Raw genomic sequence first — 26389 nt, 5'->3', positions numbered from 1 at the left:
CAGTAAGATGCACAGGCATGGCGCACACTTGCTGGACGCCACGTCGGCGCGCTTCGCCCTCTGGGCACCCGATGCGCGCAGCGTGAGCGTGGAAATGGAGCAGCAGCCGGCTATCGCCCTGCAGCCCGATGAAGACGGTTGGTTCAGCGGCGTGGCGCCCTGCCGGGCCGGCGACCGTTACCACTTTCGAATTGATGATGAACTGCAGGTGGCCGACCCGGCGTCGCGCTACCAGCCCACTGGCGTGCACGGCCCCAGCCAGGTGGTGGATGTGGCCAGCTACCCCTGGCAGCACCCGTGGCTAGGCCGCCCCTGGCACGAGGCGGTCATTCAGGAGCTGCACGTAGGCCTGCTCGATGGCTACCAGGGCGTAGCCCGGCAACTGCCGAAGCTGGCCGCGCTGGGTATCAGCGCAATAGAGCTGATGCCCCTGGGGCAGTTCCCGGGCGAGCGCAACTGGGGCTACGACGGTGTATTGCCCTACGCCCCGCAGCACACCTACGGCAGCCCTGAGCAACTGTGCGCGCTGGTCGACCAGGCCCATGGTGAAAAGCTGATGGTACTGGTGGACGTGGTGTACAACCACTTCGGCCCCGACGGCAATTACCTGCACCAGTATGCCAGCCCGTTCTTCCGGGAAGACCGGCAGACGCCCTGGGGCGCGGCCATCGACTTCCGCCGCCCGCAGGTGCGCGAATACTTTATCCAGAACGCACTGATGTGGCTGTGCGACTACCGCTGCGACGGCCTGCGCCTGGATGCCGTACATGCCATCGACCAGCCCGATTTTCTGGTGGAACTGGCCGAGCGCGTGCGTGCCGCAGTGGAGCCCGGGCGCCACGTGTGGCTGGTGCTGGAGAACGAGCACAACCAGGCCACCCTGTTGCAACAGGGTTTCGACGCGCAGTGGAACGATGACGGCCACAACGCCCTGCATGTGCTGCTCACCGGCGAGACCGAAGGCTATTATGCCGACTACAAGGACCGCCCCATCGACCAGCTGGCACGCTGCCTGGCCGAAGGCTTCGTGTTCCAGGGCCAGGCCAACCGCCACGGAACGCCGCGCGGCGAACCCAGTGCGCATCTGCCACCCAGTGCCTTCGTACTGTTCTTGCAGAACCACGATCAGGTGGGCAACCGCGCACTGGGCGAGCGCCTGACCCGCCTGTGCCCACCGCCGGCGCTGCGCGCTGCCACCACCTTGCTCCTGATGGCACCGATGATCCCCCTGCTGTTCATGGGTGACGAAGAAGGCAGTTGCCAGCCCTTCCTGTTCTTTACCGACTTCCACGACGAACTGGCCGATGCAGTGCGCGAAGGCCGCCGTGGCGAGTTCGCCCATTTCAAGGCCTTCGCTGACCCCGAGCAGCGCGAGCACATTCCCGATCCCAACGCCGAACAGACCTATGCCGCATCGCGCCCTTACAGCAAGCAGGTGCTGGCCGGCTGGCACGGCCTGTATCAGCAGTTGCTCGACCTGCGCCGCCACCATGTGATCCCGCACCTGCCTGGCAGCTGTGCGCTGGGCGCCGAGGTGCACGGTGACAAGGCAGTCACCGCACGCTGGCAGCTGGGCAATGGCCACACCTTGCGCATCGACCTGAATCTGGCCGACAGCCCGCAGCCGGTCGAGCTGCCGCCACCGCCCTTGCGGTTGTTCGACAGCGGCGATGCTCGCCACCCCGACAGCCAACTGGCGGCGTACAGCTGCGTGGTCAGCCTGCTTCCCCCTACCCAGGAGCGCCCATGAGCGAAACCGCCCTGCACCGCTTGGCGAACCGCGTCGGGCTTAGCCGCGACTGGATCGACGCCAATGACCGCCCTCAGCGCGTGAGCGACCACGTGCTGCGCAACCTGCTCGAAAGCCTGGGCCACCCGGCCGGCGACGATGCGGCAATCGCCGCAAGCCTGCAGGCCCTGGAAACCGCTGACGACAGTGAGCACCTACCGCCCTTGTTGACGGCCGACCAGGGCCAGCCGCTGGACCTGTCACGCTATTTCAGCGCGGCCAGCGTCGCCCATTGCACCCTCGAGGACAGCGCCACGCGTGTGCTGGAACTTGACCGGCAGGCCCGCCTGCCCGGTGAACTGCCTGTCGGCTACCACCAGGTCGAAATCGACAGCCGCCGTTTCACGGTGGCCGTAGCGCCGCCCCGTTGCCATAGCCTTGAAGACAGCCTTGAGCAAAGCGCGCAGCAAACACCCGCGCGCTGCTGGGGGCTGGCGGTTCAGCTGTACAGCCTGCGCCGCCCTGGCGACGGCGGTTATGGCGACTGCCTGGCCCTTGAACAACTGGCCCGCTCGGCCGCAGAGCGCGGCGCCGATGCCTTGGCCATCAGCCCGATTCATGCCCTGTCGGCCATCGACCAGGAACATTACAGCCCCTACTCGCCCTCCAGCCGCCTGCTGCTCAATACCTTGTACGCCAGCCCCGCCGCCCTGCTGGGTGAACGGGAAGTGCGCATGGCCATCGAAGCCTGCGGCCTGGAGCAACAGCTGGAAGACCTGCAGCAGCGCCCGCTGGTTGACTGGCCACGTGCCGCCAGCGCCCAGCTGCGTGTGCTGGAGGCGCTGTACCAGGGGTTCAGCCAAGGCAGCCACCCGCTGCGCGAGGACTTCGACAGCTTCCGCGAAGCCGCCGGTGAAGCGCTGGAGCATCACTGCCGCTTCGAAGTGCTGCAGGCCCATGCCGTGGAGCACGGCCTGGGCGCCGACTGGCGGCACTGGCCCAAGCCCTGGCAAGACCCCTGTCACCCGCAAGTCCAGGCCATCGCCGAGGCCTACCCGGCCAAGGTGGAATTCCACGCGTTCTGCCAATGGCTCACCGAGCGTGGCCTGCAACGCGCCCACGAGGCCGCCCGCGGCAACGGCATGAGGGTGGGCCTGATCGCCGACCTGGCAGTTGGCGCCGACGGTGCCGGCAGCCAGGCCTGGAGCCGCCAGGACGAATTGCTGTCGGGCCTGAATGTGGGCGCACCGCCCGACATTCTCAACCGGGCCGGACAGAACTGGGGCATTTGCGCCTTTTCGCCCGAAGGCCTCAAGCGCAACGGCTACCGCGCGTTCATCGAAATGTTGCGGGCCAACCTGGCGCATGCCGGCGGCCTGCGCATCGACCACGTCATGGGCCTGCGCCGGCTGTGGCTGATACCACAAGGTGCCGAGCCCAGCGAAGGTGCCTACCTCAACTACCCGCTGGAGGACCTGCTGCGGCTGCTGGCGCTGGAATCGCACCGCCACCAGGCCATCATCCTTGGCGAAGACCTGGGCACGGTGCCCGCCGGCCTGCGCGAAGCCCTGGCCGAGAAAGCCGTGCTGGGCATGCGCGTGCTGCCTTTCGAGCAGCGCCAGCCTGGGCAGTTCACGCCGATACTGGACTGGCCCGACAACGCCCTGGCCACTACCGGTACACACGACCTGGCGCCCCTGGCCGGCTGGCTGAAAAACCGCGACATCGACTGGAGCCACCGCTTGCAACTCATTGACGCTGCCACCGAACTGCACTGGCGCCACGACCGCCAGAAACAACACGACGGCCTGCGCCGCACCTTGCAGGCCAACTATGGCGTGCTCAAGGACGATGACGCCGTGATCGATGCCGCCATCCGCTACGTGGGCCATACCCGGGCGCCCCTGGTGCTAATACCGCTGGAAGACCTGTTGGGCTGCGACGAGCAACCCAACCTGCCAGGCACCACCACCGGCCACCCCAACTGGCGCCGGCGCTTCGCCCGCCCGGTGCATGAACTGCTCAATGACGACGATGCCGCGCGGCGCCTGGAGCTGCTTGCCCAAGCCCGCGAACAAGCCTGGGAGCGTGACCGATGAAGCCCTTGAGCGCCACCTTGCGCCTGCAGTTCCACAGTGACTTCACCCTCGACCACGCCGTGCCGCTGGTGCCCTACTTCGCCCAACTGGGCATCAGCCACCTGTATGCCTCACCCATCCTCAAGGCCCGTGCCGGTTCACGCCACGGCTACGACGTGGTCGACCCGACCCAGGTCAACCCCGAGCTGGGCGGCGAGGCGGCGTTGCAGCGCCTGGTCGCGGCCTTGCGCCAGCATGGCATGGGGCTGATCCTCGACACCGTGTCCAACCACATGGCCGTAGGCGGCGCGGACAACCCGTGGTGGCAATGCCTGCTGGCCTGGGGCCGGCGTAGCCCGTACGCAGAATTCTTCGACATCCAGTGGCATTCCAGCGATCCGCTGTTGGCCGGGCAATTGCTGTTGCCGTTCCTGGGCAACGACTATGGCGTGTGCTTGAAAAACGGCGAACTTCCGCTGGAGTTCGACAAGGACCGAGGCGTGCTGCAAGTCGCCCACTACCAGCACCGTTTCCCGATTTGCCCGATCGACTACGGCTGGATCCTGGCCCTGAGCCCGGACCCCGCCTTGCAGGCCCTGGCAGAACATTTCACGGCGCTGGGCGAAGCGGCCACACCATTGGCTGACGCCCTGCCCCTGCACGCCGAACTGGCGCGCCTGGTGCAGCAGGGTGCCGACCTCGAATCGGCCCTGGTGGCGTTCGACAGCCGTGCCGAAAGCGGCTTCAAGCGCCTGCACCTGCTGCTGGAGCGCCAGACTTACCGGCTGGCCAGCTGGCGCACCGCCGCCGACGATATCAACTGGCGGCGCTTCTTCGACATCAACGAACTGGGTGGCCTGCGGGTCGAGCGCGCGGTGGTGTTCGAGGCGACCCACGCCAAGCTCTTCGAGCTGATGGAACGCGGCCTGGTGGACGGCCTGCGCATTGACCATATCGACGGCCTGGCCGACCCGCGCGGCTATTGCCGCAAGCTGCGCCGGCGCGTCGACGGCCTGCTGGCCAGTCGGCCGCTGAACGCCGCGGTCGAACACTTCCCGATCTACGTGGAAAAGATTCTCGGCAGCGGCGAACACCTGCACCTCGACTGGCACACCGACGGCACCACTGGCTACGAGTTCATGAACCAGGTATCGCTGCTGCAGCACGACCCGGCCGGCGAAGCACCGCTGACCGAGTTGTGGGCCAACGTCAGCGAGCGCCCGGCCTTTGCTGAAGAAGTGCGCCAGGCGCGCCACCTGGTGCTCAACGCCAGCCTGGCAGGCGACTGCGAGTCGGTAGCCCAGGCGCTGTTGCAGGTCGCCCGCAACGACCTGATGACCCGCGACCTGACCTTGGGCGCCATCCGCCGTGCCTTGCAGGCGCTGGTGGCGCACTATCCGGTGTACCGCACCTACTTCAATGCTTGCGGGCGCCCGGCTGAAGACGAAGGGTTTTTCCAGCAAGCCCTGACCAATGCCCGCCAGGACCTGGCCGAAGCCGACTGGCCGCTGCTCGACCAACTGGAACAGTGGCTGGGTGGCCAAGGCTGGCGGCAATTGCCGCCGGGGCGCGCGCGCAAGCAGTTGCGCCATGCCTGCGTACGCTTCCAGCAACTGACCGCGCCCAGTGCCGCCAAGGCGGTGGAGGACACGGCCTTCTACCGCAGCGCGCGGCTGCTGTCGCGCAACGATGTGGGCTTCGAGGCCGAGCGCTTCAGTGCCCCGCTGGCGCACTTCCACAACGAAGCGCAACGGCGCCTGCGCGACTTCCCCGACAACCTGCTGGCCACCGCCACCCATGACCACAAGCGTGGCGAAGACACACGCGCCCGCCTGGCCGTGCTCAGCGAGCGTGGGCCGTGGCTGGCCAGCCGCGTGGAGCACTGGCGCGAGCTGGCGGCGCCGCTGCGTGCGCCGCTGGAGGACGGCCTGGCGCCCAGCCCCGGCGACGAGCTGATGCTGTTGCAGACGCTGCTCGGCAGTTGGCCGCTGGACCTTGACCTGCACGACGCCAATGCCTTGCGCCAATACGCCGAACGCGTGCGCCAGTGGCAGCAGAAGGCCCTGCGCGAGGCCAAGCTGCGCAGCAGCTGGAACGCACCGAACGAAGCCTACGAGGCGGCCTGTGCCCGCTACCTGGACGGTTTGCTGCTGGGCAGTGAAAACCAGCAGTTGCGCCAATCGGTGGCCGATGCCGCACAACTGCTCGCCTGCCCCGGCGCCCTCAATGGCCTGGTGCAGGCCCTGCTGCGCATGACCACCCCGGGCGTGCCCGACCTGTACCAGGGCAACGAATACTGGGACCTGAGCCTGGTCGACCCGGACAACCGCCGCGCCGTGGACTACGCTTTGCGGCGTGCCACCCTGGAAAGCGCCACCCCCGTGGCCGAGCTGCTGTCGCACTGGCGCGATGGCCGCCTCAAGCAGGCCTTGGTCGCCCGTGTACTGGACTGCCGCCAGGCACATGCCGAGCTGTTCCGCCGCGGTGCCTACCTGCCGCTGACGGTACAGGGCCGGCATGCCGACAAGGTCATCGCCTTCGCCCGGCTGGGTGAAGGCGAACGCGCCATCGTCGTGGCCCCGCGCCTGGCCAGCAGCCTGCTCGGCAGCGCGCCAACACCGTTGATCCCGGCACAGAACTGGGACGACACCCGGCTGGTTTTACCGTTTGCCGTATCACCTGCCAATTCCACGGGACTTTTCCCATGCGCGGCGGTCAGCTCATCAAGGGAGCTGATGTTGAGCGCCGTGCTGGCGGAGTTTCCGGTCAACCTGTTGATCCAACAATCTTGAGCATCAGGAGCGTTTCGATGAGTGTCGATGAAAAGCGTATTCGCGAATTTGCCTACCAGATCTGGGAGTCAGAAGGTAAACCCGCCGGCCAAGAAGACCGCCACTGGGAAATGGCCCGCAAGCTGGCCGAGGCCGAGGCCCTGGCGCCAAAAGCCGCACCGCGCAAGCGGGCCCCTGCCAAACCCAAGTCGGCAGCCGAGCCCAAGCCGCCGGCCGAACCCAAGGTCGCGGCACTGCCGGGGGTAAAACCCGCGGCGGCGAAGAAACCACGGGCGGTCAAAAAGCCAACTGCCGGTTAAACCGGTTTCGGCCACTTCGCGGCCTGCCCGCCCCCCCATGATCGCCACACGGCTGGCGGTCGTGGTTGCTTCAGGGGACCGGGCGCCACCGAGAGGGCACCTGGGCAGCACTGCATCACTTCCATACCTTCCACCACGGCCATTTGAGGATTGCCATGAGCCCCCGTACCCCGAAGAAAACCCGCTCGGTTGCCCCAACCCGCATCCGCGAAGGCCAACCCTTTCCCCTAGGCGCCACCTGGGATGGGCTGGGCGTCAACTTCGCCCTGTTTTCGGCCAATGCCACCAAGGTCGAGCTGTGCTTGTTCGACGCCACCGGCGAGCATGAGCTCGAACGCATCGAGCTGCCCGAATACACGGACGAGATCTACCATGGCTACCTGCCCGATGCGCACCCTGGCCTGGTGTATGGCTACCGCGTCTATGGCCCGTACGAGCCGCAAAACGGTCACCGCTTCAACCCCAACAAACTGCTGATCGACCCTTATGCCAAGCAGCTGGTCGGCGAACTCAAGTGGTCCGAGGCACTGTTTGGCTACACCATCGGCCACCCCGACGACGACCTGTCGTTCGATGAACGTGACAGCGCGCCCTTCGTGCCCAAGTGCAAGGTGATCGACCCGGCGTTCACCTGGGGCCGTGACGAGCGCGTACAAGTACCTTGGGAGCGCACCATCCTCTACGAGGCGCACACCCGCGGCATCAGCATGCGCCACCCCGCCGTGCCGGAGGAGCTGCGCGGTACCTTCGCCGGCTTGGCCAACGACGAATTGCTCAAGCACATCAAGGACCTGGGTGTTTCCAGTATCGAGTTGCTGCCGATTCACGCGTTCGTCAACGACCAGCACCTGCTGGACAAAGGCCTGAACAACTACTGGGGCTACAACAGCATCGCCTTTTTCGCGCCCCACCCGCGCTACCTGGCCAGCGGCAAGATCGCCGAGTTCAAGGAGATGGTCGCGCACCTGCACGACGCCGGGCTGGAGGTGATTCTCGATGTGGTCTACAACCACACCGCCGAGGGCAACGAACGCGGCCCGACCCTGTCGATGCGCGGTATCGACAACGCCTCGTACTACCGCCTGATGCCCGATGACAAGCGCTACTACATCAACGACTCCGGCACCGGCAACACCCTCGACCTGAGCCACCCCAGCGTGCTGCAACTGGTCACCGATTCGCTGCGCTACTGGGCTGGCGAAATGCACGTGGACGGCTTCCGCTTCGACCTGGCGACCATCCTTGGCCGGTACCATGACGGCTATAGCGAGCGCCACGGCTTCCTCGTGGCCTGCCGCCAGGACCCGATGCTGAGCCAGGTCAAACTGATTGCCGAGCCGTGGGACTGCGGGCCGGGCGGCTACCAGGTGGGCAACTTCGCCCCCGGCTGGGCCGAATGGAACGACCGCTTCCGCGACACCGTGCGCGCCTTCTGGAAAGGCGATGAAGGCCAGCTGGCCGACTTTGCCGCGCGCATGACGGCCTCGGGCGACATGTTCAACAACCGCGGCCGCCGGCCGTACTCCTCGGTGAACTTCATCACCGCGCACGACGGTTTTACCTTGCGCGACCTGGTGTCGTACAACCACAAGCACAACGAAGACAACGACGAGAACAACCAGGACGGTACCGACAACAACCTGTCGTGGAACTGCGGCGCCGAAGGGCCGACCGAAGACCCGGCCGTGAACGCCCTGCGCATGCGCCAGATGCGCAACTTCTTCGCCACTTTGCTGCTGGCCCAGGGCACGCCGATGATCGTGGCGGGCGACGAGTTCAGCCGCACCCAGCACGGCAACAACAACGCCTACTGCCAGGACAGTGAGATCGGCTGGATCAACTGGGACCTCGACGAGGAAGGCAAAGAGCTGCTGGCCTTCGTCAAGCGCCTGACTCGCCTGCGCCTCACCTACCCGGTACTGCGCCGCTCGCGGTTCCTGGTCGGCGATTACAATGAAGCGATCGGGGTCAAGGACGTGACCTGGCTGGCGCCGGATGGCGGCGAGATGACCGTGGAGCAGTGGGAAGACCCGCACGGCCGCTGCCTGGGCATGCTGATCGATGGCCGCGCGCAGGTCAGCGGTATTGCCCGGCCCGGCGCCGAGGCAACCGTGCTGCTGATCGTCAACTCGCACCATGATGTGGTGCCGTTCAAGCTGCCGACAGTACCGGATGGCGACCACTGGAACTGCCTGATCGACACTGACCGGCCCGAACTGCGCAAGGGCCAGCACCTGCAGTTCGACAGCACCTTCGAGGTGAAGGGGCGCTCGATGGTGTTGATGGTGTTGCAACGCGAAGACGAGTGAACCGGGTAGGCGCGGTGGGCAGTGCCCGCCGCGGCCTCTTCAGTGCCTGTGAGATCGAACGCCGCCACTGTCGAAGCGTGGCGCTAGCAATCATTCTTCATAGCGCCCGTGCGGGAAATAGCAAACGCCGCTATAGCCGCACGGTTTTTCTTTTGAATCAGCGCCTTGGTCACCCCCAAAAAAGGTGAACGGGCCTTTCACGTTTTCTTGACGCAAGCCCTCCCCTCTCCTTAGCTGAAGATTATCGAGCAGTAAAAATCTCGCGCCGAGCCTCTAGCGTGCGCCTTTGGGCGCGTGTGCCGAAGCGGGCGTGCTGGTTTGGGTCGCCCTCTGTTTTGCCGTACAGCCTGTGACAACAGACCAGGTCCTCAAGCTGTACTTCACAAGAGCAAAGGAGACCCGCCATGAAAACCACTTCGAGCCCCGTGCGCATCGACCGTCTTTTCTACGCGGTTTCCACGTCGCTGCTTCTGGCAACCCCGGTGGAAACGTTCGCGTATGAGTGGTCACAGCTTTATCCGCCCCTACCCCGCAACGGCACGCAAGCGCCCGAACCGCTCGCAGCGCCCGACCAGCAGCTGATGACCGGCCCCGAGCTGTTCGTGCGTGCAACGCCAGAAGGCGATGTGCAACGCGCCGGGAGGGTGGTCGGCCACAACAACCTGCAAAGCAGCTTCAATGGTATGCGCCCGCTGTTGGGCGACAAGCCGCGCAATGCTACGCAACTGAGCGGGGAAAGCCAGGGCATGTACTGGAGCATGGCCCACGCGCAGGGCTGGCACCTGGATGCCGTGGCCGTGGGTTCGCGCATCGAGGTGGATGGCCGGGGTGACACCGGCCAACGGCCGGGCGACAGCGGCCACGCGATGACTTTCTCGGTGGAGGGCGGCTATCCGATCCCCCTGGCTGGCAGTTGGGTGATCGAACCCCAGGCGCAATTGATGAACCAGCAGTTCTTCCCCGGCAGCCAAGGGCAGCACGCAACCCGGCAGGCCTTCGACAGCCAGCCCAGCTGGAGCGGCCGCGTCGGCGCCACATTGTCCGGGCGCTATGAAATGCGCGGCATGCCCCTGGAGCCTTATGTGCGGACCAACGTGTGGTATGACTTCAGCAACCCTGACGAAGTGAAGCTGGAACAGGTCGACAAGATCTCCAGTTCGCGCTTTTCGACAACAGTGGAACTGGGCCTGGGGCTGGTGGCGCGGGTAACGCCCTCGGTGGCCATGTTCGTCAGTGCCGACTACAGCAGCGATGTGGATGGCAATGACCTCAATGGGCTGATTGGCAGCCTTGGGGTGCGCATGCGGTGGTAGCCTGCGCTGGCCCTGGCGCCGGCAAACCAGCGGCAGGGCCAGCACAGCTGATGCATCAGGCGGGCTTCATCACCAGCACACCCAGCGGGGGCAGGTTCAGGGCCAACGACTGCGGCTGGCCGTGGCTGGCGATGTCTTCGCTGTGCACCAGCCCAAGGTTGCCGACATTGGAGCCGGCGTACATCTCGGCATCGCTGTTCAACAGCTCCTGCCAGCGCTCGCCGAACGGCACGCCAATGCGGTAACCCTCACGCGGAACCGGGGTGAAGTTGGCGACCACCAGCACGGGTTCGCCACTGCTGCTCCAGCGCAGCCAGGCAAACACGCTGTTCTGCGCATCGTCACCGATCAGCCACTGGAAGCCCTGTGGCTGGCAGTCCTGCTCATGCAACGCAGGCACCTCGCGGTAGAGCCGGTTGAGGTCACTCACCAGGCGCTGCACGCCTTGGTGCTCAGGGTACTGCAGCAGGTACCAGTCCAGCTGGCTATCGTGGTTCCACTCCCGCCACTGGCCAAATTCGCAGCCCATGAACAGCAGCTTCTTGCCGGGGTGGGCCCACATGAAGGCCAGGTAAGCGCGCAGGTTGGCGAACTTCTGCCAGCGGTCGCCGGGCATCTTGTCGATCAGCGAGTGCTTGCCGTGTACCACTTCGTCATGGGAAATGGGCAGGATGAAATGCTCGGAGTAGGCATACACCAGGCCAAAGCTCATCTCGTTGTGGTGGTGGGCACGGTGGACCGGGTCGTTCTGGATATAGTGCAGGGTGTCGTGCATCCAGCCCATGTTCCACTTGTAGGCAAAGCCCAGCCCGCCCTGTTCGATCGGCTGGCTGACCCCGGGCCAGGCGGTGGACTCCTCGGCGATGATCAACGCCCCCGGCGCCTCATGGGCCGCCACACCGTTGAGGTGGCGAATGAAGTCGATGGCCTCGAGGTTTTCGCGCCCGCCGTGGCGGTTGGGCACCCACTCGCCGGCCTTGCGCGAATAGTCCCGGTACAGCATCGAGGCCACCGCATCGACGCGCAGCCCGTCGATGTGGAAATGCTTCAACCAATGCAGCGCAGAGGCCATCATGAACCCGCGCACCTCATTGCGGCCCAGGTTGTAGATCAGCGTGTTCCAGTCCTGGTGGTAGCCTTCCAGCGGGTTGTCGTACTCGTACAGGGCCGTGCCGTCGAAGCGCGCCAGGCCATGTTCGTCTGTGGGGAAGTGCGCCGGTACCCAGTCGAGCAATACCCCGATGCCGCCCTGGTGGCAGGCATCGATGAAGGCGGCGAAGTCCTCGGCACTGCCATAGCGCGAGGTGGGGGCGAACATCGACAGTGGCTGGTAGCCCCAGGAACCACCGAACGGGTGCTCCATGATCGGCAGCAGTTCAATATGGGTGAAGCCCAGCGCCTGCACATACGGCACCAGGCGCTCGGCCAGTTCCCGCCAGTTGTAGTAGCGCCCGACTTCGCCGGCCTCGTCCATTTCGCAGCGCCAGGAGCCGGGGTGCAGCTCATAGATCGACAATGGCGCGTTGTACGCATGGCGCTGCGCCCGTTGCGCCATCCAGTCGTGGTCTTGCCAGGCATGGCCCAGCTCACCCGCTACCTTGGACGCCGTGCTGGGCGGCAATTCGGTAGCGCGGGCCAGGGGGTCGGCCTTCAACGGCAGGATGCCATCCTTGCCGAGCACTTCGAACTTGTAGGTTTCACCCACGCCCAGCCGTGGGATGAACAGCTCCCACACCCCGGCACCATGGCGCAGGCGCATCAGGTGGCGGCGCCCATCCCAGTTGTTGAAGTCGCCCACCACCGATACCCGCCGGGCGTTGGGGGCCCACACCGAAAAGCACACCCCGTCGACGCCCTCGACCTGCACCGGCTGCGCGCCGAAACGCCCGGACAGGTCGCGGTGGTTGCCCTCGGCAAACAGGTGCAGGTCCATGTCGCCTAATTGCGGACCGAAGCTATACGGGTCCTCGGTCACCTGCTCGCCACCAGCCCAGCCGATCTGCAGCAGGTAAGGCTGTGCTGTATCGAGGTGCGCGGTGAACAAGCCTGGCAGGCTGCCCTGCGCCATTTCGGTAAGGATGCGCCCGTCTTCGCGGGCAAGAATGCGCACATTCAGGGCGCCGGGGAGGAAGGCGTTGACCACCTGCCCGCCAGCGCCGTCGTCATGGGGGCCGAGTACCGCAAATGGATCGGCGTGTTCGGCGCGGGCCAGGGCGTCGAGGTCCCGTTGCCGAAGGCCGCCGTTTTCACGCGTTGTTACGTTCATTCTGACTCTCCCCAGGTACTGATCAGTCCATGCAAGCCATGCAAAGGCACGGCCAGCCAACTCGGCCGGTTCTCGGCTTCATAAGTAATTTCGTAGGCGGCCTTTTCCAGGCAGAAAAGCTCCAGTGCAGCACGCTCGCCTTCCGCCTGCTGCCAGGCATGGGGCATGGCAGCGGTGGCCAGCCCGTACGCCTCGATGAAGGCATGCCGCGACTGGTGCAGGTACTGCCGGGCCACCCGTTGCCGCGCCTGCCGAGCCGCCTCGGAAAGGTCCACCGTAGACGCGCTGCGCAAGATCATCGCAGCAGCATAGTCGAACGACCGCAGTACGCCGCTGACATCTTTGTAAGGGCTGTGTTTGGCCCTGCGTTCTTCCAGGGGCCGGGCCGGCTCACCCTCGAAATCGATCAGGTAGGCATCGCCCTGCACCACCAGCACCTGGCCCAGGTGCAAGTCACCGTGCACGCGCATCAGCAAGCCGCCCTCGGCCTGCTCGGCCAACTGGCGAACATGCTCGACCAGGCCGTCGCGCTGTTGCTGCAGGTCGTCGACCAGCGCCTGGCTGTCGCGGTCCAGGTGGTCGCGGTGCTGCGCCAGCAGGTCGAGGGCATGGGTCAACTCGGCACTGATCTGGGTCACCCAGCGTTCGCGGTCCTGGGCATCGCTGGGCCGCGGCTGGAAGGCCGGGTCATCGGTGGGTGCTGCCAGCAACACGTGCATCTCGCCCAGGCGCTGGCCGAACAAGGCGGCGAAGGCTGTGAGTTCGGCGAGGGCGTCGGTATGTGCCTCGGTATCCGAACGGGTGGGCTCCATCTGGTCACGGATGGCGCGCTCCAGGGTGTTCTGGGTCCAGGCCCAGGCATCGCCCTGGTTGCTCAGGTAGCCTTGGGCGATCATCAGCAGGTGCGGGGCTGCCTGCGCATCTACGCGGCTGACCCAGGCCAGCAGTGGTGAAATATTGGCGAAGCCGGCAGTGGTCAGGTAGGCGCTCATTTCAAGCTCCGGGTGAATGCCCGGGTTGACCCGGCGGATCAACTTGAGCACCACGCGGTCGCCGATGACCACCGAGCTGTTGGACTGTTCGGCGCTGAGGTAGCGCACCTCGCTTTCTTCATTCAGCCCCAGGCCGGCCAGTTGCTCGGTGCTGTCGAAACGCAGCTCGCCGTCAGCGTCGCCGCACGCCAGCCGCGTGCTTTCCTGGCACGCACGCAATACGGCGCGGATGAACGGCTCAAGCACGAACGCATCGGTAATCAGACCCACCTGATGGGCCCGGCGCACCCGGGACAACGCCAGTTGCTGTGGCAGCGCACTGTTGATCTGCTCCTCGGGCAGCAGCCCGAACGGCAATTGATAACGGGTGGCCACGCCGTCACTGAGCACTTCGAGCTCGCTGAGCAATACCGGGGTAGTGGCGGTGCCGAAACGCACCCCATAACACAGCCGTACCTGGTCTATGGGCCCTTCCTTGCCCGCGAACCAGCGCCGTTTCGGCAGGTACTGGGGCAGGATGTTGGTTTGCAGGGTGTCGCTGGCAGGCGCCGCCAGCAGTTCTTCCATGCGTTTGCGCAATACCAGCGTAATCAATTCGGGTAACCCCTCGGTGGGCTGGGCGTGCCAGCTGGGCATACGGTCGTGTGATGCCAGCAGGAACCAGTAAAAGGCATAGGGTGGCAATGTCAGCAGGAACGGCAGGTGACCGATCGGCGGGAAGGCACTGCCCCCAAGCATCTCCACCGGTACTTTGTCGGCGTACTGTGACAATTCCAGTTCTGCCGCCTGGGCGGCGCGGGAAACGTTGGCCACGCAAAGGATGACCTCGGTGTTGCCATCGGCATCGGTGTATTCGCGAATGTAGGCCAGGATGCGCCGGTTGCTGGGGCTCAGCGTGCGCAGCGTGCCACGGCCGAAAGCCTTCTGTTGCTTGCGCACCGCCAGCATGCGCCGGGTCCAGTTGAGCAGCGAGTGCGGGTCGTGGCTTTGTGCCTCGACGTTGACCGTCTGGTAGCCGTACAACGGGTCCATCACCGGGGGCAGCACCAGGCGCTGTGGGTCGGCGCGGGAAAAACCGCCATTGCGGTCCGGCGACCATTGCATGGGCGTGCGCACGCCATCGCGGTCGCCCAGGTAGATGTTGTCGCCCATGCCCAGCTCGTCACCGTAGTACAGCGTGGGCGTGCCGGGCATCGACAGCAGCAGGCTGGTGAGCAGTTCGATGCGCCGGCGGTCACGCTGCAGCAAGGGCGCCAGGCGCCGACGGATGCCTAGGTTGATGCGCGCGCGGCGGTCTTCTGCGTAGTAGTTCCACAGGTAGTCGCGCTCGCGGTCGGTGACCATTTCCAGGGTCAGCTCATCGTGGTTGCGCAGAAAGATCGCCCATTGGCAGTTGGCCGGGATCTCCGGGGTCTGGCGCAGGATGTCGGTGATCGGGAAACGGTCTTCCATGGCCAGGGCCATGTACATGCGCGGCATCAGCGGGAAATGAAAGGCCATGTGGCATTCGTCGCCGTCGCCTTCGCCGAAGTACGGGCGGGTGTCCTCCGGCCACTGGTTGGCTTCGGCAAGCAGCATGCGGTCTGGGTAGTTGGCATCGATCTCGGCGCGTATGGCCCTGAGCACCCCGTGGGTTTCAGCGAGGTTTTCGTTGTTGGTGCCATCGCGTTCGATCAGGTAAGGGATGGCGTCCAGGCGCAGCCCGTCCACGCCCAGGTCGAGCCAGAAGCGCATCACCCCGATTACCGCCTTGAGCACCTGCGGGTTGTCGAAGTTGAGGTCTGGCTGGTGCGAGTAGAAGCGGTGCCAGAAATACTGGCCTGCCACCGGGTCCCAGGTCCAGTTGGACTTCTCGGTGTCGAGGAAAATGATGCGGGTGCCATCGTACTTCTGGTCGTCATCGGACCATACGTAAAAGTCGCGCGCCTTGCTGCCACGCTTGGCGTGGCGGGCGCGCTGGAACCAGGGTTGCTGGTCGCTGGTGTGGTTGATGACCAGTTCGGTGATGACCCGCAGGCCACGCTTGTGCGCCTCGGCGATGAAGCGACGGGCATCGGCCATGCTGCCGTAGTCCGGGTGCACGGCCTTGTACTCGGCGATGTCATAGCCGTCGTCGCGCCGCGGCGAAGGATAGAACGGCAGCAACCACAGGGTGTTGACGCCCAGCTCGGCAATGTAGTCCAGCTTGCTGATCAGGCCGGCGAAATCACCGATGCCATCGTTGTTCGAGTCGAAGAACGACTTGATGTGCAACTGATAGATGACAGCGTCCTTGTACCACAGCGGGTCGTCGATGAAGGCTGCCGGGCGGGACCGCTTGGCCATGGGTGACTCCTTGCATGTCTGTGGACCGTGTTGGCTGGCGTTGCGGCTGCCGTGCAGCCTATTTGCCGGCGATGGGCCGCAAGGCGGCCCGGTACCTATGCCCTAACCGGCCTTTTCGATACGCCAGATGCCGAATGGTTGGTGCCAAGGTTCGATGCGCATGAACTGGGTCTTGCCGTACCACGACCAGCGGTGACCATTCATCAGGTCTTCACCCTGGGTTTGGGCGTTGTCATCGAGCCCCAGCTCCCACAGCGGCAGCTCGAAGTGCGCCTCCTGAGCGTTGTGCGGGTCTAGGCTGATTGCCACGAGGATGTAGTTGTCGCGCTCGGGCGTACGCTTGGCGAAGTACAGGATGTTGTCGTTCCAGCAGTTGAAGAACGCGACGCCGAGGTGGGTTTGCAAGGCCGGGTTCTGCCGGCGGATGCGATTGAGCTGGGCGATCTCGGCAATGATGTTGCCGGGCTGGCTGAAGTCGCGCGGGCGCAGCTGGTATTTCTCCGAGTCCAGGTATTCCTCCTTGCCTGGCAACGCGGCGCTTTCGCACAGTTCGAAACCGGAATACATACCCCACAACCCTGAGCCCATGGTCGCCAATGCTGCACGAATGAGGAAACCGGCACGGCCGGAGGTGTGCAGGAAGAACGGGTTGATGTCGGGGGTATTGACGAAGAAATTGGGGCGGTAGCACTGGCTCCATGGCGGCTGGTTGAGTTGCTCGAAAAATTCGCGTAGCTCTTGCTTGGTGTTGCGCCAGGTGAAGTAGGTGTAGCTTTGCGCATAGCCGACCTTGCCCAGGCGCGCCATCATGGCGGGCTTGGTGAACGCCTCAGCGAGGAAGATCACCTCCGGGTACTGGCTGCGCACATTGGCGATCAGCCATTGCCAGAATGGCAGCGGCTTGGTGTGCGGGTTATCGACGCGGAACGTCTTCACGCCTTCCTCGACCCAGCCCACCACCACATCGCGCAGCGCCAACCAAAGGCTGGGTACTGCTTCGGGGGCATAGAAGTCGACGTTGACGATGTCCTGGTATTTTTTTGGCGGGTTCTCGGCATAGCGGATGGTGCCGTCCGGGCGCCAACTGAACCAGCCCGGGTGCTGCTTGAGCCAGGGGTGGTCCTGGGAGCACTGGATGGCGAAGTCGAGGGCAATTTCCAGGCCGTGCTCGGCAGCCGCCGCCACCAGGCGGCGGAAGTCTTCGCGGCTGCCCAACTGCGGGTGAATCGCTTCGTGGCCACCCTCTGCACTGCCGATGGCATAGGGGCTGCCCGGGTCACCCGGCTCGGCCGTGAGCGCATTGTTGCGCCCCTTGCGGTGCTGCAGGCCAATAGGGTGAATGGGCGGGAAGTACAGCACGTCGAAGCCCATGTCACGGATCATCGGCAGCCGCTGGTGCACATCGTTGAAGGTGCCATGGCGCTGCGGGTCATCGGTGATCGAGCGTGGGAACAGTTCGTACCAACTGGCGAACTGCGCAGCCGGGCGGTCGACATCGAGCGGGAATTCGCGGCTGCGGGCCAGGTAGCTGCGGTGCTCGGCCTCGGCCATCAGCCGGGCGGTGCGCGGGTCCAGCAGCAGCGCCACCTGGTCGTCACTGCCCACCTCCGCCAGGCGCTGCAGCACGGCCTCAAGCTCGTTGCGCACGGCGCCATCGCACAGGGCAATGCCCTGGCCGAGCATCAGCCGCCCCTCTTCCAGCTCCAGCCTGACCTCGACGCCAGCATGGTACTTTTTTTCCAGGTCGTGGCAGTACGTGGCGAACGGGTCGATCCAGGCCTGGATAACGAACACATGCGGCCCCAGCTCGGTGGGGGTGAACTCGGCCAGCCACAGGTCGTTGCCCGCCGACTGCATCGGCACGCATTGCCAACGCTGGCTGTGCGCCGGGCGCCAGTTGAGCACCACGGCCAGGCGATCGTGGCCATCGCTGTAGACCTTGCTGCTGACGGCAACCGGTTGACCACTGATGGCCTTGGCGGCGAAGGTGCCGGCGTCGAGCACCGGCTGGGTGTCCTCGATCACGATGCGAGGGGCCAGCAGCGCCTGGGCCAGGCTGATGGCCTGGTCAGGATGATCGTTGGCCATTGGCACGCTTTCAAAAAGCTCGTTTCGTGACATCGACCTTGCTCCCTCAGGCTGGTGGCGGTAAGGGTTCAGAGCCGGGCGCGGGCGTGAGGGTTCAAAAAAAACTGAGCGAATCGCAGCTGGCCGAAGTCCAAGCCTGCAGTACCTCTTCAAACCACCCACGCGAGGTCAGGCCATGAACATTCCAACACCACCGGAAACCCCCGATCCGAACATCGACGACCCGAGCTTGCCGCCGCCCGTGCCGGAGCAAGACCCGGACGAGCTGCCAGTCAAGCCAACCGAACCGCCGACGGTGGGCGACCCGCCGAACCAGGAACCACCGGTGAAAGCCTAAGGGTAGACCAGGTTACCGACCTTGCCGCCTGCAAGGTCGGTGCAGGCGGGCAACTGCCGGTGCGGGTAAACCGGACAGCCTGGTCCGTCAACCCGCGCTATCGACACCGAGTTCGGCGATGCTGATCTCGCGCATGCGAAACTTCTGCACCTTACCGGTTACCGTCATCGGGTATTCGTCTACGAAACGGATATGCCGCGGCACCTTGTAGTGGGCTATGCGTGCCTTGCACCAGCATTGCAGTTCTTCGGCGGTGGCCGTGTGGCCAGGGTGCAACTTGACCCATGCGACGATCTGCTCGCCATAACGGCTGCACGGAATACCGATCACCTGGGCGTCCGCCACTGCCGGGTGGGTGTAGAAGAATTCTTCCAGTTCACGCGGGTAAATGTTCTCGCCACCGCGAATGATCATGTCCTTGTTGCGCCCCACGATCCGCACGTAGCCGTGTTCGTCCATCACCGCCAAGTCACCCGAGTGCATCCAGCCGGCCGGGTCGATGGCTGCCGCTGTACCCTCGGGGTTGTCCCAGTAGCCGAGCATCACGCTGTAGCCGCGCGTGCACAGTTCGCCGATCTCGCCGCGCGGAACGATGCAGCCGTCAGCGTCCACCAGCTTGTTTTCCAGCTGTGGCTGCGTGCGGCCAACGGTGGCAACCCGTAGCTCCAGCTCATCCTCTGGCCCGGTTTGCAGCGAAACCGGGCTGGTTTCGGTCATGCCATAGGCGATTTGCACCTCGGCCATGTGCAACTGGTCGATCACCCGGCGCATCACCTCGATCGGGCAAGTCGCCCCTGCCATGATGCCGCTGCGCAGGCTGGAAAGGTCCACCTGGGCGCGTAGCGGGTGGTCGAGCATGGCGATGAACATGGTAGGCACGCCATAGAGAATGCTGGCACGCTCCTCGGCCACCGCACGCAGGGTGAGTTCGGCATCGAAGGCATCGCTGGGGTAGATCATGGTGCTGCCGTGGGTGATGCAACCCAGGTTGGCCATGACCATGCCAAAGCAGTGGTACAGGGGCACCGGGATCACCATGCGGTCGCGCTCGCCCAGGCCCAAGCTTTCGCCGACCATGAAGCCGTTGTTGAGGATGTTGTAGTGGCTCAACGTGGCGCCCTTGGGTGCACCGGTAGTGCCGGAGGTGTACTGGATATTCACCGGTTGGTCGAACTGCAGCCCGCTTTGGCGGGCCAGGTAGGCTTCGCTCGAGGTTTGCCCGGCCAGCCCGGCCAGGGCTTGCCATGCCAGGAAACCAGCCGGCGGGTTGGCTGCCAGGCTGATGACCCCGCGCAGCTCGGGTAGGCGCTGGCTGGCCAGTGCGCACGCGGGGGCGCTCGCCAGCTCTGGCACCAGCGCCTGAACCATGGCGTGATAATCGGAGCTTTTGAAAGCATCGGCGCAGACCAGCCAACGGCACCCGGCCTGGCGCAACACGTATTCCAGCTCACCCACCCGGTAGGCCGGGTTGATGTTGACCAGGATTCCCCCGACCTTGGCGCTGGCCAGTTGCAACACGCACCATTCGGCGCAGTTGGGTGACCAAATGCCCAACCGGTCGCCGCGGTTCAGGCCCAGCGCCATCAAGGCGCGGGCACACGCGTCGACCTGTTCGGCTAGTTGCCGCCAGCTGTAGCGCACGCCCTGGTGGCGCGAAACCAGGGCTTGGCCATCGGCGCAACGCGCCACGGTGGCGTCAAAGGCCTGGCCGATGGTCTGGGTCAGCAACGGCTGGTCCTGGCGGCCGCGGGTATAGCTTGGTTGACTCATGGGTGTCCCTTCTTGTGGTTGTTCTGGGCACGGCTGAAGCAAGCGGAGATACTCTGGCGCAGATTTACGTTTACGTAAAGGTGACGATCAGATTGACACCCGGCCTAAGCCAGGTTTACGTTAACGTAAAGGTGATGAACAACACCGATCCTCAGGCGTGAAGCCGAACCTTGTGGGAGCGGGCGTGCCCGCGAATGCGATCATTCAGGAAATTGACGGCGGCCCTGCTGATGCATTCGCGGGCACGCCCGCTCCCACAGGGTCCGGCGACAGCTCCATGAGCTACGGTGTAACCCATTTCAAGAACAACAAGGTGCCCCTGCATGCATTACCCCACCCTGAACTTCGCCCTGGGCGAAACCATCGACATGCTCCGTGACCAGGTGCGCACCTTCGTCGCCGCCGAGCTGGCCCCGCGTGCCGCGCAAATCGACCACGACAACCTGTTCCCTGCCGATATGTGGCGCAAGTTCGGCGACATGGGCCTGTTGGGCATCACCGTGTCGGAAGAATATGGCGGCGCCGGCCTCGGCTACCTGGCCCACGTGGTGTCCATGGAGGAAATCAGCCGGGCCTCGGCGTCGGTGGCACTGTCCTACGGTGCCCACTCCAACCTGTGCGTCAACCAGATCAACCGCAACGGCAGCCACGCACAGAAACTCAAGTACCTGCCCAAGCTGATCAGCGGCGAGCACATTGGCGCGCTGGCCATGAGCGAGCCCAATGCCGGCTCCGACGTGGTGTCGATGAAGCTGCGCGCAGAAAAGCGCGGCGACCGCTACGTACTCAATGGCAGCAAGACCTGGATCACCAACGGCCCCGACGCCAATACCTACGTGATCTATGCCAAGACCGACCTGGACAAGGGTGCCCACGGCATCACCGCGTTCATCGTCGAGCGCGACTGGCCAGGCTTCAGCCGCAGCAACAAGTTCGACAAGCTGGGCATGCGCGGCTCCAACACCTGCGAGCTGTTCTTCGACAACGTCGAAGTACCGGAAGAAAACATTCTCGGCCAGCTGAACGGCGGTGTACGCGTGTTGATGAGCGGCCTGGACTACGAGCGCGTGGTGTTGTCGGGCGGGCCGACCGGCATCATGCAAAGCTGCATGGACCTGGTGGTGCCGTACATTCACGACCGCAAGCAGTTCGGCCAGAGCATCGGCGAGTTCCAGCTGATCCAGGGCAAGATCGCCGACATGTACACCCAGCTCAATGCCAGCCGCGCCTACCTGTATGCCGTGGCCCAGGCCTGTGACCGTGGCGAGACCACCCGCAAGGACGCTGCCGGGGTCATCCTGTACACCGCCGAGCGGGCTACGCAAATGGCCCTGGAAGCCATCCAGATTCTTGGCGGCAACGGCTATATCAATGAATTCCCGGCTGGCCGCCTGCTGCGCGATGCCAAGCTCTACGAGATCGGTGCCGGCACCAGCGAAATCCGTCGGATGCTGATCGGCCGCGAACTGTTCAACGAGACGCGCTGATCTGCGCCAGGGGTCATGATGATTCTCAAGTCACAGCTCAATACCAAGGCGGCGGATTATGCCCACAGCCATGCCGCCATGGCCGCCCAGGTCCAGGCCCTGCGCGGCCTGCTGGCCCAGGTCGCCCAGGGCGGCGGGCCCAAGGCTCAGGAACGGCACACCTCCCGCGGCAAACTGCTGCCACGCGAGCGCATCGACCGCCTGCTGGACCCGGGCTCGCCGTTCCTCGAGATCGGCCAGCTGGCGGCCCACGAGGTCTACGGCGAGGACGTACCGGCTGCCGGGGTGATCGCCGGCATCGGCCGCGTAGAAGGCGTGGAATGCATGATCGTGGCCAACGACGCTACGGTCAAAGGTGGCTCGTACTACCCGCTGACGGTGAAAAAGCACCTGCGTGCGCAGGCCATCGCCCAGCAAAACCGCTTGCCGTGCATCTACCTGGTGGACTCGGGCGGTGCCAACCTGCCCCGCCAGGACGAGGTGTTCCCTGACCGCGAGCACTTCGGTCGGATCTTCTTCAACCAGGCCAACATGAGCGCCCAGGGCATCCCGCAGATCGCCGTGGTGATGGGCTCGTGCACTGCCGGTGGGGCCTACGTGCCGGCGATGGCCGACGAAGCGATCATGGTGCGCCAGCAGGCGACCATTTTCCTCGCCGGCCCGCCGCTGGTAAAAGCCGCCACGGGCGAAGTGGTCAGTGCCGAGGACCTGGGCGGGGCCGATGTGCACTGCCGTACCAGTGGCGTGGCCGACCATTACGCCGACAACGACGAACACGCCCTGGCCATTGCCCGGCGCTGCGTGGCCAACCTCAACTGGCACAAGCTGGGCAAGCTGCAACGCCTGGCCCCGGTGGCACCGCTGTACGCCGCCGACGAGCTGTATGGCGTGGTGCCCGCCGATGCCAAGCAGCCGTTCGATGTGCGCGAAGTGATCGCCCGGTTGGTCGACGGCTCGCTGTTCGACGAATTCAAGGCGTTGTTCGGTACCACCCTGGTCTGCGGCTTTGCCCACCTGCATGGCTACCCGGTGGCGATCCTGGCCAACAACGGCATCCTGTTCGCCGAAGCGGCGCAAAAAGGCGCGCACTTCATCGAGCTGGCCTGCCAGCGCGGTATCCCGCTGCTGTTCCTGCAGAACATCACCGGGTTCATGGTGGGCAAGAAGTACGAGGAAGGCGGTATCGCCAAGCATGGCGCCAAGCTGGTGACTGCCGTGGCCTGCGCCCAGGTGCCGAAATTCACGGTGATCATTGGCGGCAGCTTCGGTGCCGGCAACTATGGCATGTGCGGCCGTGCCTACGACCCACGCTTTTTGTGGATGTGGCCGAACGCGCGGATCGGTGTGATGGGCGCCGAGCAGGCCGCCGGTGTGCTGGCCCAGGTCAAGCGCGAGCAAAGCGAGCGCAGTGGCCAGCCGTTCAGTGCCGAAGACGAAGCCAGGCTCAAGCAGCCGATTCTCGACCAGTACGAACAGCAGGGCCACCCCTACTACTCCAGTGCCCGGCTATGGGACGACGGCGTCATCGACCCGGCGCAAACCCGCGACATCCTGGGCCTGGCACTGTCCGCTGCGCTGAACGCGCCGATCGAAGCGAGCCGCTTCGGCATTTTCCGGATGTGACCCCATGAGCGATTTCAGCACCCTCGAAGTGATTCGCGACCCCCGCGGCTTCGCCACCCTGTGGCTTAGCCGCGAGGACAAGAACAACGCGTTCAACGCGCAGATGATCCGCGAGCTGATCGTCGCCATCGATCGGCTGGCCGAGGATACCGGCTTGCGCTTCGTACTGTTGCGCGGGCGTGGCCGGCACTTCAGCGCCGGTGCCGACCTGGCCTGGATGCAGCAGTCGGCGCAGCTGGATTTCAACACCAACCTGGATGACGCCCATGAACTGGGCGAACTGATGTACGCCCTGCACCGGCTCAAGGTACCGACCCTGGCCGTGGTCCAAGGTGCGGCGTTTGGCGGCGCACTGGGCCTGATCAGTTGCTGTGACATGGCCATTGGCGCCGAAGACGCCCAGTTGTGCCTGTCGGAAGTGCGCATCGGCCTGGCCCCGGCGGTGATCAGCCCGTTCGTGGTCAAGGCCATCGGCGAGCGTGCCGCGCGCCGCTATGCCCTGACTGCCGAGCGCTTCAGCGGTATACGGGCCCGCGAACTGGGCCTGCTGGCCGAGGTGTACCCCGCCACTGAGCTGGACGCACAGGTGGCGCTATGGGTGAACAACTTGCTGCACAACGCTCCGCTGGCCCTGCGTGCCACCAAAGAGCTTTTGCGTGAAGTGGACGACGGCGAACTCAGCCCGGCGCTGCGCCGCTACTGCGAGAACACCATCGCCCGCATCCGCGTCAGCGCCGAAGGCCAGGAGGGCCTGCGCGCCTTCCTGGAGAAACGCCCACCCGCCTGGCAAACCGCTGAGACCAAGGAGCCGCGCCCATGAGCCGCCCCGCTTTGACCACCCTGCTGGTCGCCAACCGCGGCGAAATCGCCTGCCGGGTGATGCGCACCGCCAAGGCCATGGGCCTGACCACCGTCGCCGTGCACAGCGCCATCGACCGTGACGCGCGGCATAGCCGCGAAGCGGATATCCGCGTGGACCTGGGTGGCACCAAGGCCGCCGACAGCTACCTGCTGGTCGACAAGCTGCTGGCTGCTGCCAAGGCCAGCGGTGCCCAGGCCATTCACCCAGGTTACGGCTTCCTGTCCGAGAACGCAGGCTTCGCCCGCGCCATCGAGCAGGCGGGGCTGATCTTCCTCGGCCCACCGGCCAGCGCCATCGACGCCATGGGCAGCAAGTCGGCGGCCAAGGCGTTGATGGAGGCCGCTGGGGTGCCCCTGGTGCCCGGTTACCACGGCGAAGCCCAGGACCTCGACACCTTCCGCGACGCGGCCAGGCGCATCGGCTACCCGGTGCTGCTGAAGGCCAGCGCCGGCGGTGGGGGCAAGGGCATGAAGGTGGTCGAGGAGGAAAGCCAGCTGGCCGATGCCCTGGCGTCGGCCCAGCGTGAGGCGCAGGCGTCGTTCGGCGATGCGCGCATGCTGGTGGAGAAGTACGTGCTCAAGCCGCGCCATGTGGAAATCCAGGTGTTCGCCGACCAGCACGGCCATTGCCTGTACCTCAACGAGCGCGATTGCTCGATCCAGCGTCGCCACCAGAAGGTGGTCGAAGAAGCTCCCGCCCCCGGCCTGTCGGCCGAACTGCGCCGGGCCATGGGCGAGGCGGCGGTACGGGCGGCGCAAGCGATTGGCTATGTCGGTGCCGGTACGGTGGAATTCCTGCTCGACGCCCGTGGCGCGTTCTTCTTCATGGAAATGAATACCCGCCTACAGGTGGAGCACCCGGTCACCGAGGCCATTACCGGCCTGGATCTAGTGGCCTGGCAAATTCGTGTGGCGTGCGGCGAGGCCCTGCCGATCACCCAGGAGCAGGTGCCGCTGATCGGCCATGCCATTGAAGTTCGCCTGTACGCCGAGGACCCGGCCAACGAGTTTCTGCCGGCGACCGGCACGCTGGCGCTGTACCGTGAATCGGCAGCTGGCGAAGGCCGGCGGGTGGACAGTGGCGTGAGCGAAGGCGATGCGGTGTCGCCGTTCTACGACCCGATGCTGGGCAAGCTGATTGCCTGGGGTGACAACCGCGAGCAGGCACGCCTGCGCTTGCTGGCGATGCTCGACGAATTCGCCATTGGTGGGGTGAAGACCAACCTCGCGTTCCTGCGGCGCATTCTGGCGCACCCGGCGTTCGCCGCGGCGCAACTGGATACCGGCTTCATTGCGCGGCACCAGGCCGCGTTGCTGCCGGCACCACAGCCGCTGCCGGTCAGTTTCTGGGAGGCCGCAGCCGAAGCCTGGCGACAGGGCCAGGCCGGGCAGCAGCGCGAAGATGACCCCGGTTCGCCATGGGCCGAGCGCAGCGGCCTGCGCCTGGGCCTGCCCGCGCGCAGTAGCCTGCACTTGGTCAGTGCTGGCCAGGCCCACGCTGTGGGCTTGGAGCACAGTGCGGCGCCCACCTGGCAGTTACTGGGCGAGCAGTTGGTGCATGACCACGACGGCGTGCGTCGCCAGCACCTGGCGATGCGCCGCGGGGCTACGCTGTACTTGCAGTGGGGCGGCGAGATGCATGCCATCGAAGCCTTCGACCCGATTGCCGAGGCCGAGGCCAGCCACGGTCACCAGGGCGGCTTGGGCGCCCCAATGAACGGCAGTATCGTGCGGGTGCTGGTGGCGCCGGGGCAGCGGGTGGAAGCCGGTACCGCGCTGGTGGTGTTGGAGGCCATGAAAATGGAGCACAGCATTCGCGCGCCTCATGATGGCACGGTGAACGCGTTGTTTTGCCAGGAAGGGGATATGGTCAGCGAAGGGGCGGTGCTGGTCGAATTGGCGGAGTGAGTTGGCTGGGGGTTGAGTGTTCGCCATATCCTTTGCAGCGCCTGTGAGACCGAGCGCCGCCCGCGCGGCGCATCGCGAGCTGCGCTCGCTCCTACGTTTGTTTCGGGCCAGTTATGCCTGGGGGATTTGCGCGCGAACCCTTTGGCGCATGCCTCAATATCGCGTCGTATGAACCAGGCGGTCGCGCGCGCCTCTCACAGGCCTCACTGGCC

General features: G+C 65.2%; 16 protein-coding genes. 11 read left to right on the top strand and 5 right to left on the bottom strand.

Annotated elements, in window-relative coordinates:
* The first annotated feature begins 7 nt into the window (after window positions 1-7).
* The 5 genes from treZ (at window position 8) to glgX (ending at window position 9207) form a co-directional block, all read left to right on the top strand.
* On the top strand, window positions 8-1750 hold the full coding sequence (gene treZ, locus DMX12_RS06690) for a malto-oligosyltrehalose trehalohydrolase (RefSeq protein ID WP_110676766.1): 1743 nt from the start codon (window positions 8-10) through the stop codon (window positions 1748-1750).
* Window positions 1747-3828, top strand: a complete 2082-nt coding sequence (gene malQ, locus DMX12_RS06685; protein ID WP_110676764.1) for a 4-alpha-glucanotransferase — start codon at window positions 1747-1749, stop codon at window positions 3826-3828. The genes treZ and malQ overlap by 4 nt, the downstream gene beginning before the upstream one ends.
* Window positions 3825-6599 (top strand): malto-oligosyltrehalose synthase, encoded by a 2775-nt coding sequence (locus DMX12_RS06680; protein ID WP_110676762.1) that lies wholly within the window; start codon window positions 3825-3827, stop codon window positions 6597-6599. The genes malQ and DMX12_RS06680 overlap by 4 nt, the downstream gene beginning before the upstream one ends.
* Before the next feature lie 17 nt (window positions 6600-6616).
* Window positions 6617-6898 carry a DUF2934 domain-containing protein gene (locus DMX12_RS06675; protein ID WP_110676759.1) on the top strand — a complete coding sequence of 94 codons (282 nt, stop codon included), beginning with the start codon at window positions 6617-6619 and terminating at the stop codon, window positions 6896-6898.
* Between the two features lie 155 nt (window positions 6899-7053).
* On the top strand, window positions 7054-9207 hold the full coding sequence (gene glgX / locus DMX12_RS06670) for a glycogen debranching protein GlgX (RefSeq protein ID WP_110676757.1): 2154 nt from the start codon (window positions 7054-7056) through the stop codon (window positions 9205-9207).
* Window positions 9208-9297: 90 nt separating this feature from the next.
* Here glgX and DMX12_RS29820 read toward each other — a convergent pair whose 3' ends face one another.
* Entirely contained in the window at window positions 9298-9423 is a 126-nt protein-coding gene (locus tag DMX12_RS29820; protein WP_256598404.1) for a hypothetical protein, read from the bottom strand.
* Window positions 9424-9611: 188 nt separating this feature from the next.
* On the opposite strand from DMX12_RS29820, the gene DMX12_RS06665 reads away from it, so the two are divergent.
* A complete protein-coding gene (locus DMX12_RS06665) occupies window positions 9612-10520 on the top strand; it encodes an autotransporter outer membrane beta-barrel domain-containing protein (protein WP_110676755.1) in 909 nt (302 codons plus the stop codon).
* Window positions 10521-10575: 55 nt separating this feature from the next.
* On the opposite strand, the gene glgB is transcribed toward DMX12_RS06665, so the two are convergent.
* The 3 genes from glgB to DMX12_RS06650 all read right to left on the bottom strand — a co-directional run bounded on the left by glgB (window position 10576) and on the right by DMX12_RS06650 (window position 18224).
* Window positions 10576-12786 carry a 1,4-alpha-glucan branching protein GlgB gene (glgB, locus tag DMX12_RS06660; protein WP_110676753.1) on the bottom strand — a complete coding sequence of 737 codons (2211 nt, stop codon included), beginning with the start codon at window positions 12784-12786 and terminating at the stop codon, window positions 10576-10578.
* Entirely contained in the window at window positions 12783-16103 is a 3321-nt protein-coding gene (gene treS / locus DMX12_RS06655) for a maltose alpha-D-glucosyltransferase (RefSeq protein WP_110676751.1), read from the bottom strand. Before treS ends, glgB begins: the two co-directional genes overlap by 4 nt.
* A 102-nt stretch (window positions 16104-16205) precedes the next feature.
* Entirely contained in the window at window positions 16206-18224 is a 2019-nt protein-coding gene (locus DMX12_RS06650; RefSeq protein WP_110676749.1) for an alpha-1,4-glucan--maltose-1-phosphate maltosyltransferase, read from the bottom strand.
* Window positions 18225-18366: 142 nt separating this feature from the next.
* Here DMX12_RS06650 and DMX12_RS29415 point away from each other — a divergent pair, with 142 nt between their 5' ends.
* On the top strand, window positions 18367-18528 hold the full coding sequence (locus DMX12_RS29415; RefSeq protein ID WP_009686375.1) for a hypothetical protein: 162 nt from the start codon (window positions 18367-18369) through the stop codon (window positions 18526-18528).
* A gap of 87 nt (window positions 18529-18615) precedes the next feature.
* On the opposite strand, the gene DMX12_RS06645 is transcribed toward DMX12_RS29415, so the two are convergent.
* Window positions 18616-20298: an AMP-binding protein gene (locus tag DMX12_RS06645; RefSeq protein WP_110676746.1), complete on the bottom strand. Its 1683-nt coding sequence runs from the start codon at window positions 20296-20298 to the stop codon at window positions 18616-18618.
* A 323-nt stretch (window positions 20299-20621) separates the two neighbouring features.
* Here DMX12_RS06645 and DMX12_RS06640 point away from each other — a divergent pair, with 323 nt between their 5' ends.
* Genes DMX12_RS06640 through DMX12_RS06625 form a run of 4 tightly spaced genes read left to right on the top strand, consistent with a single transcriptional unit; the run spans window position 20622 to window position 26177 of the window.
* On the top strand, window positions 20622-21785 hold the full coding sequence (locus DMX12_RS06640) for an isovaleryl-CoA dehydrogenase (protein ID WP_029886664.1): 1164 nt from the start codon (window positions 20622-20624) through the stop codon (window positions 21783-21785).
* A 15-nt stretch (window positions 21786-21800) separates the two neighbouring features.
* Complete coding sequence (locus tag DMX12_RS06635; protein ID WP_054912215.1) at window positions 21801-23408, top strand: carboxyl transferase domain-containing protein; 1608 nt, start codon at window positions 21801-21803, stop codon at window positions 23406-23408.
* A gap of 4 nt (window positions 23409-23412) precedes the next feature.
* Entirely contained in the window at window positions 23413-24228 is an 816-nt protein-coding gene (locus tag DMX12_RS06630) for a gamma-carboxygeranoyl-CoA hydratase (protein ID WP_110676744.1), read from the top strand.
* A complete protein-coding gene (locus DMX12_RS06625) occupies window positions 24225-26177 on the top strand; it encodes an acetyl/propionyl/methylcrotonyl-CoA carboxylase subunit alpha (protein ID WP_110676742.1) in 1953 nt (650 codons plus the stop codon). The genes DMX12_RS06630 and DMX12_RS06625 overlap by 4 nt, the downstream gene beginning before the upstream one ends.
* The last annotated feature ends 212 nt before the right edge of the window (window positions 26178-26389 follow it).

The organism is Pseudomonas sp. MB-090624 (assembly GCF_003205245.1).
Classification (GTDB): domain Bacteria; phylum Pseudomonadota; class Gammaproteobacteria; order Pseudomonadales; family Pseudomonadaceae; genus Aquipseudomonas; species Aquipseudomonas juntendi.
The sequence above is the reverse complement of the archived record's forward strand: the minus strand, read 5'-3'. Positions and strand labels throughout refer to the sequence as shown.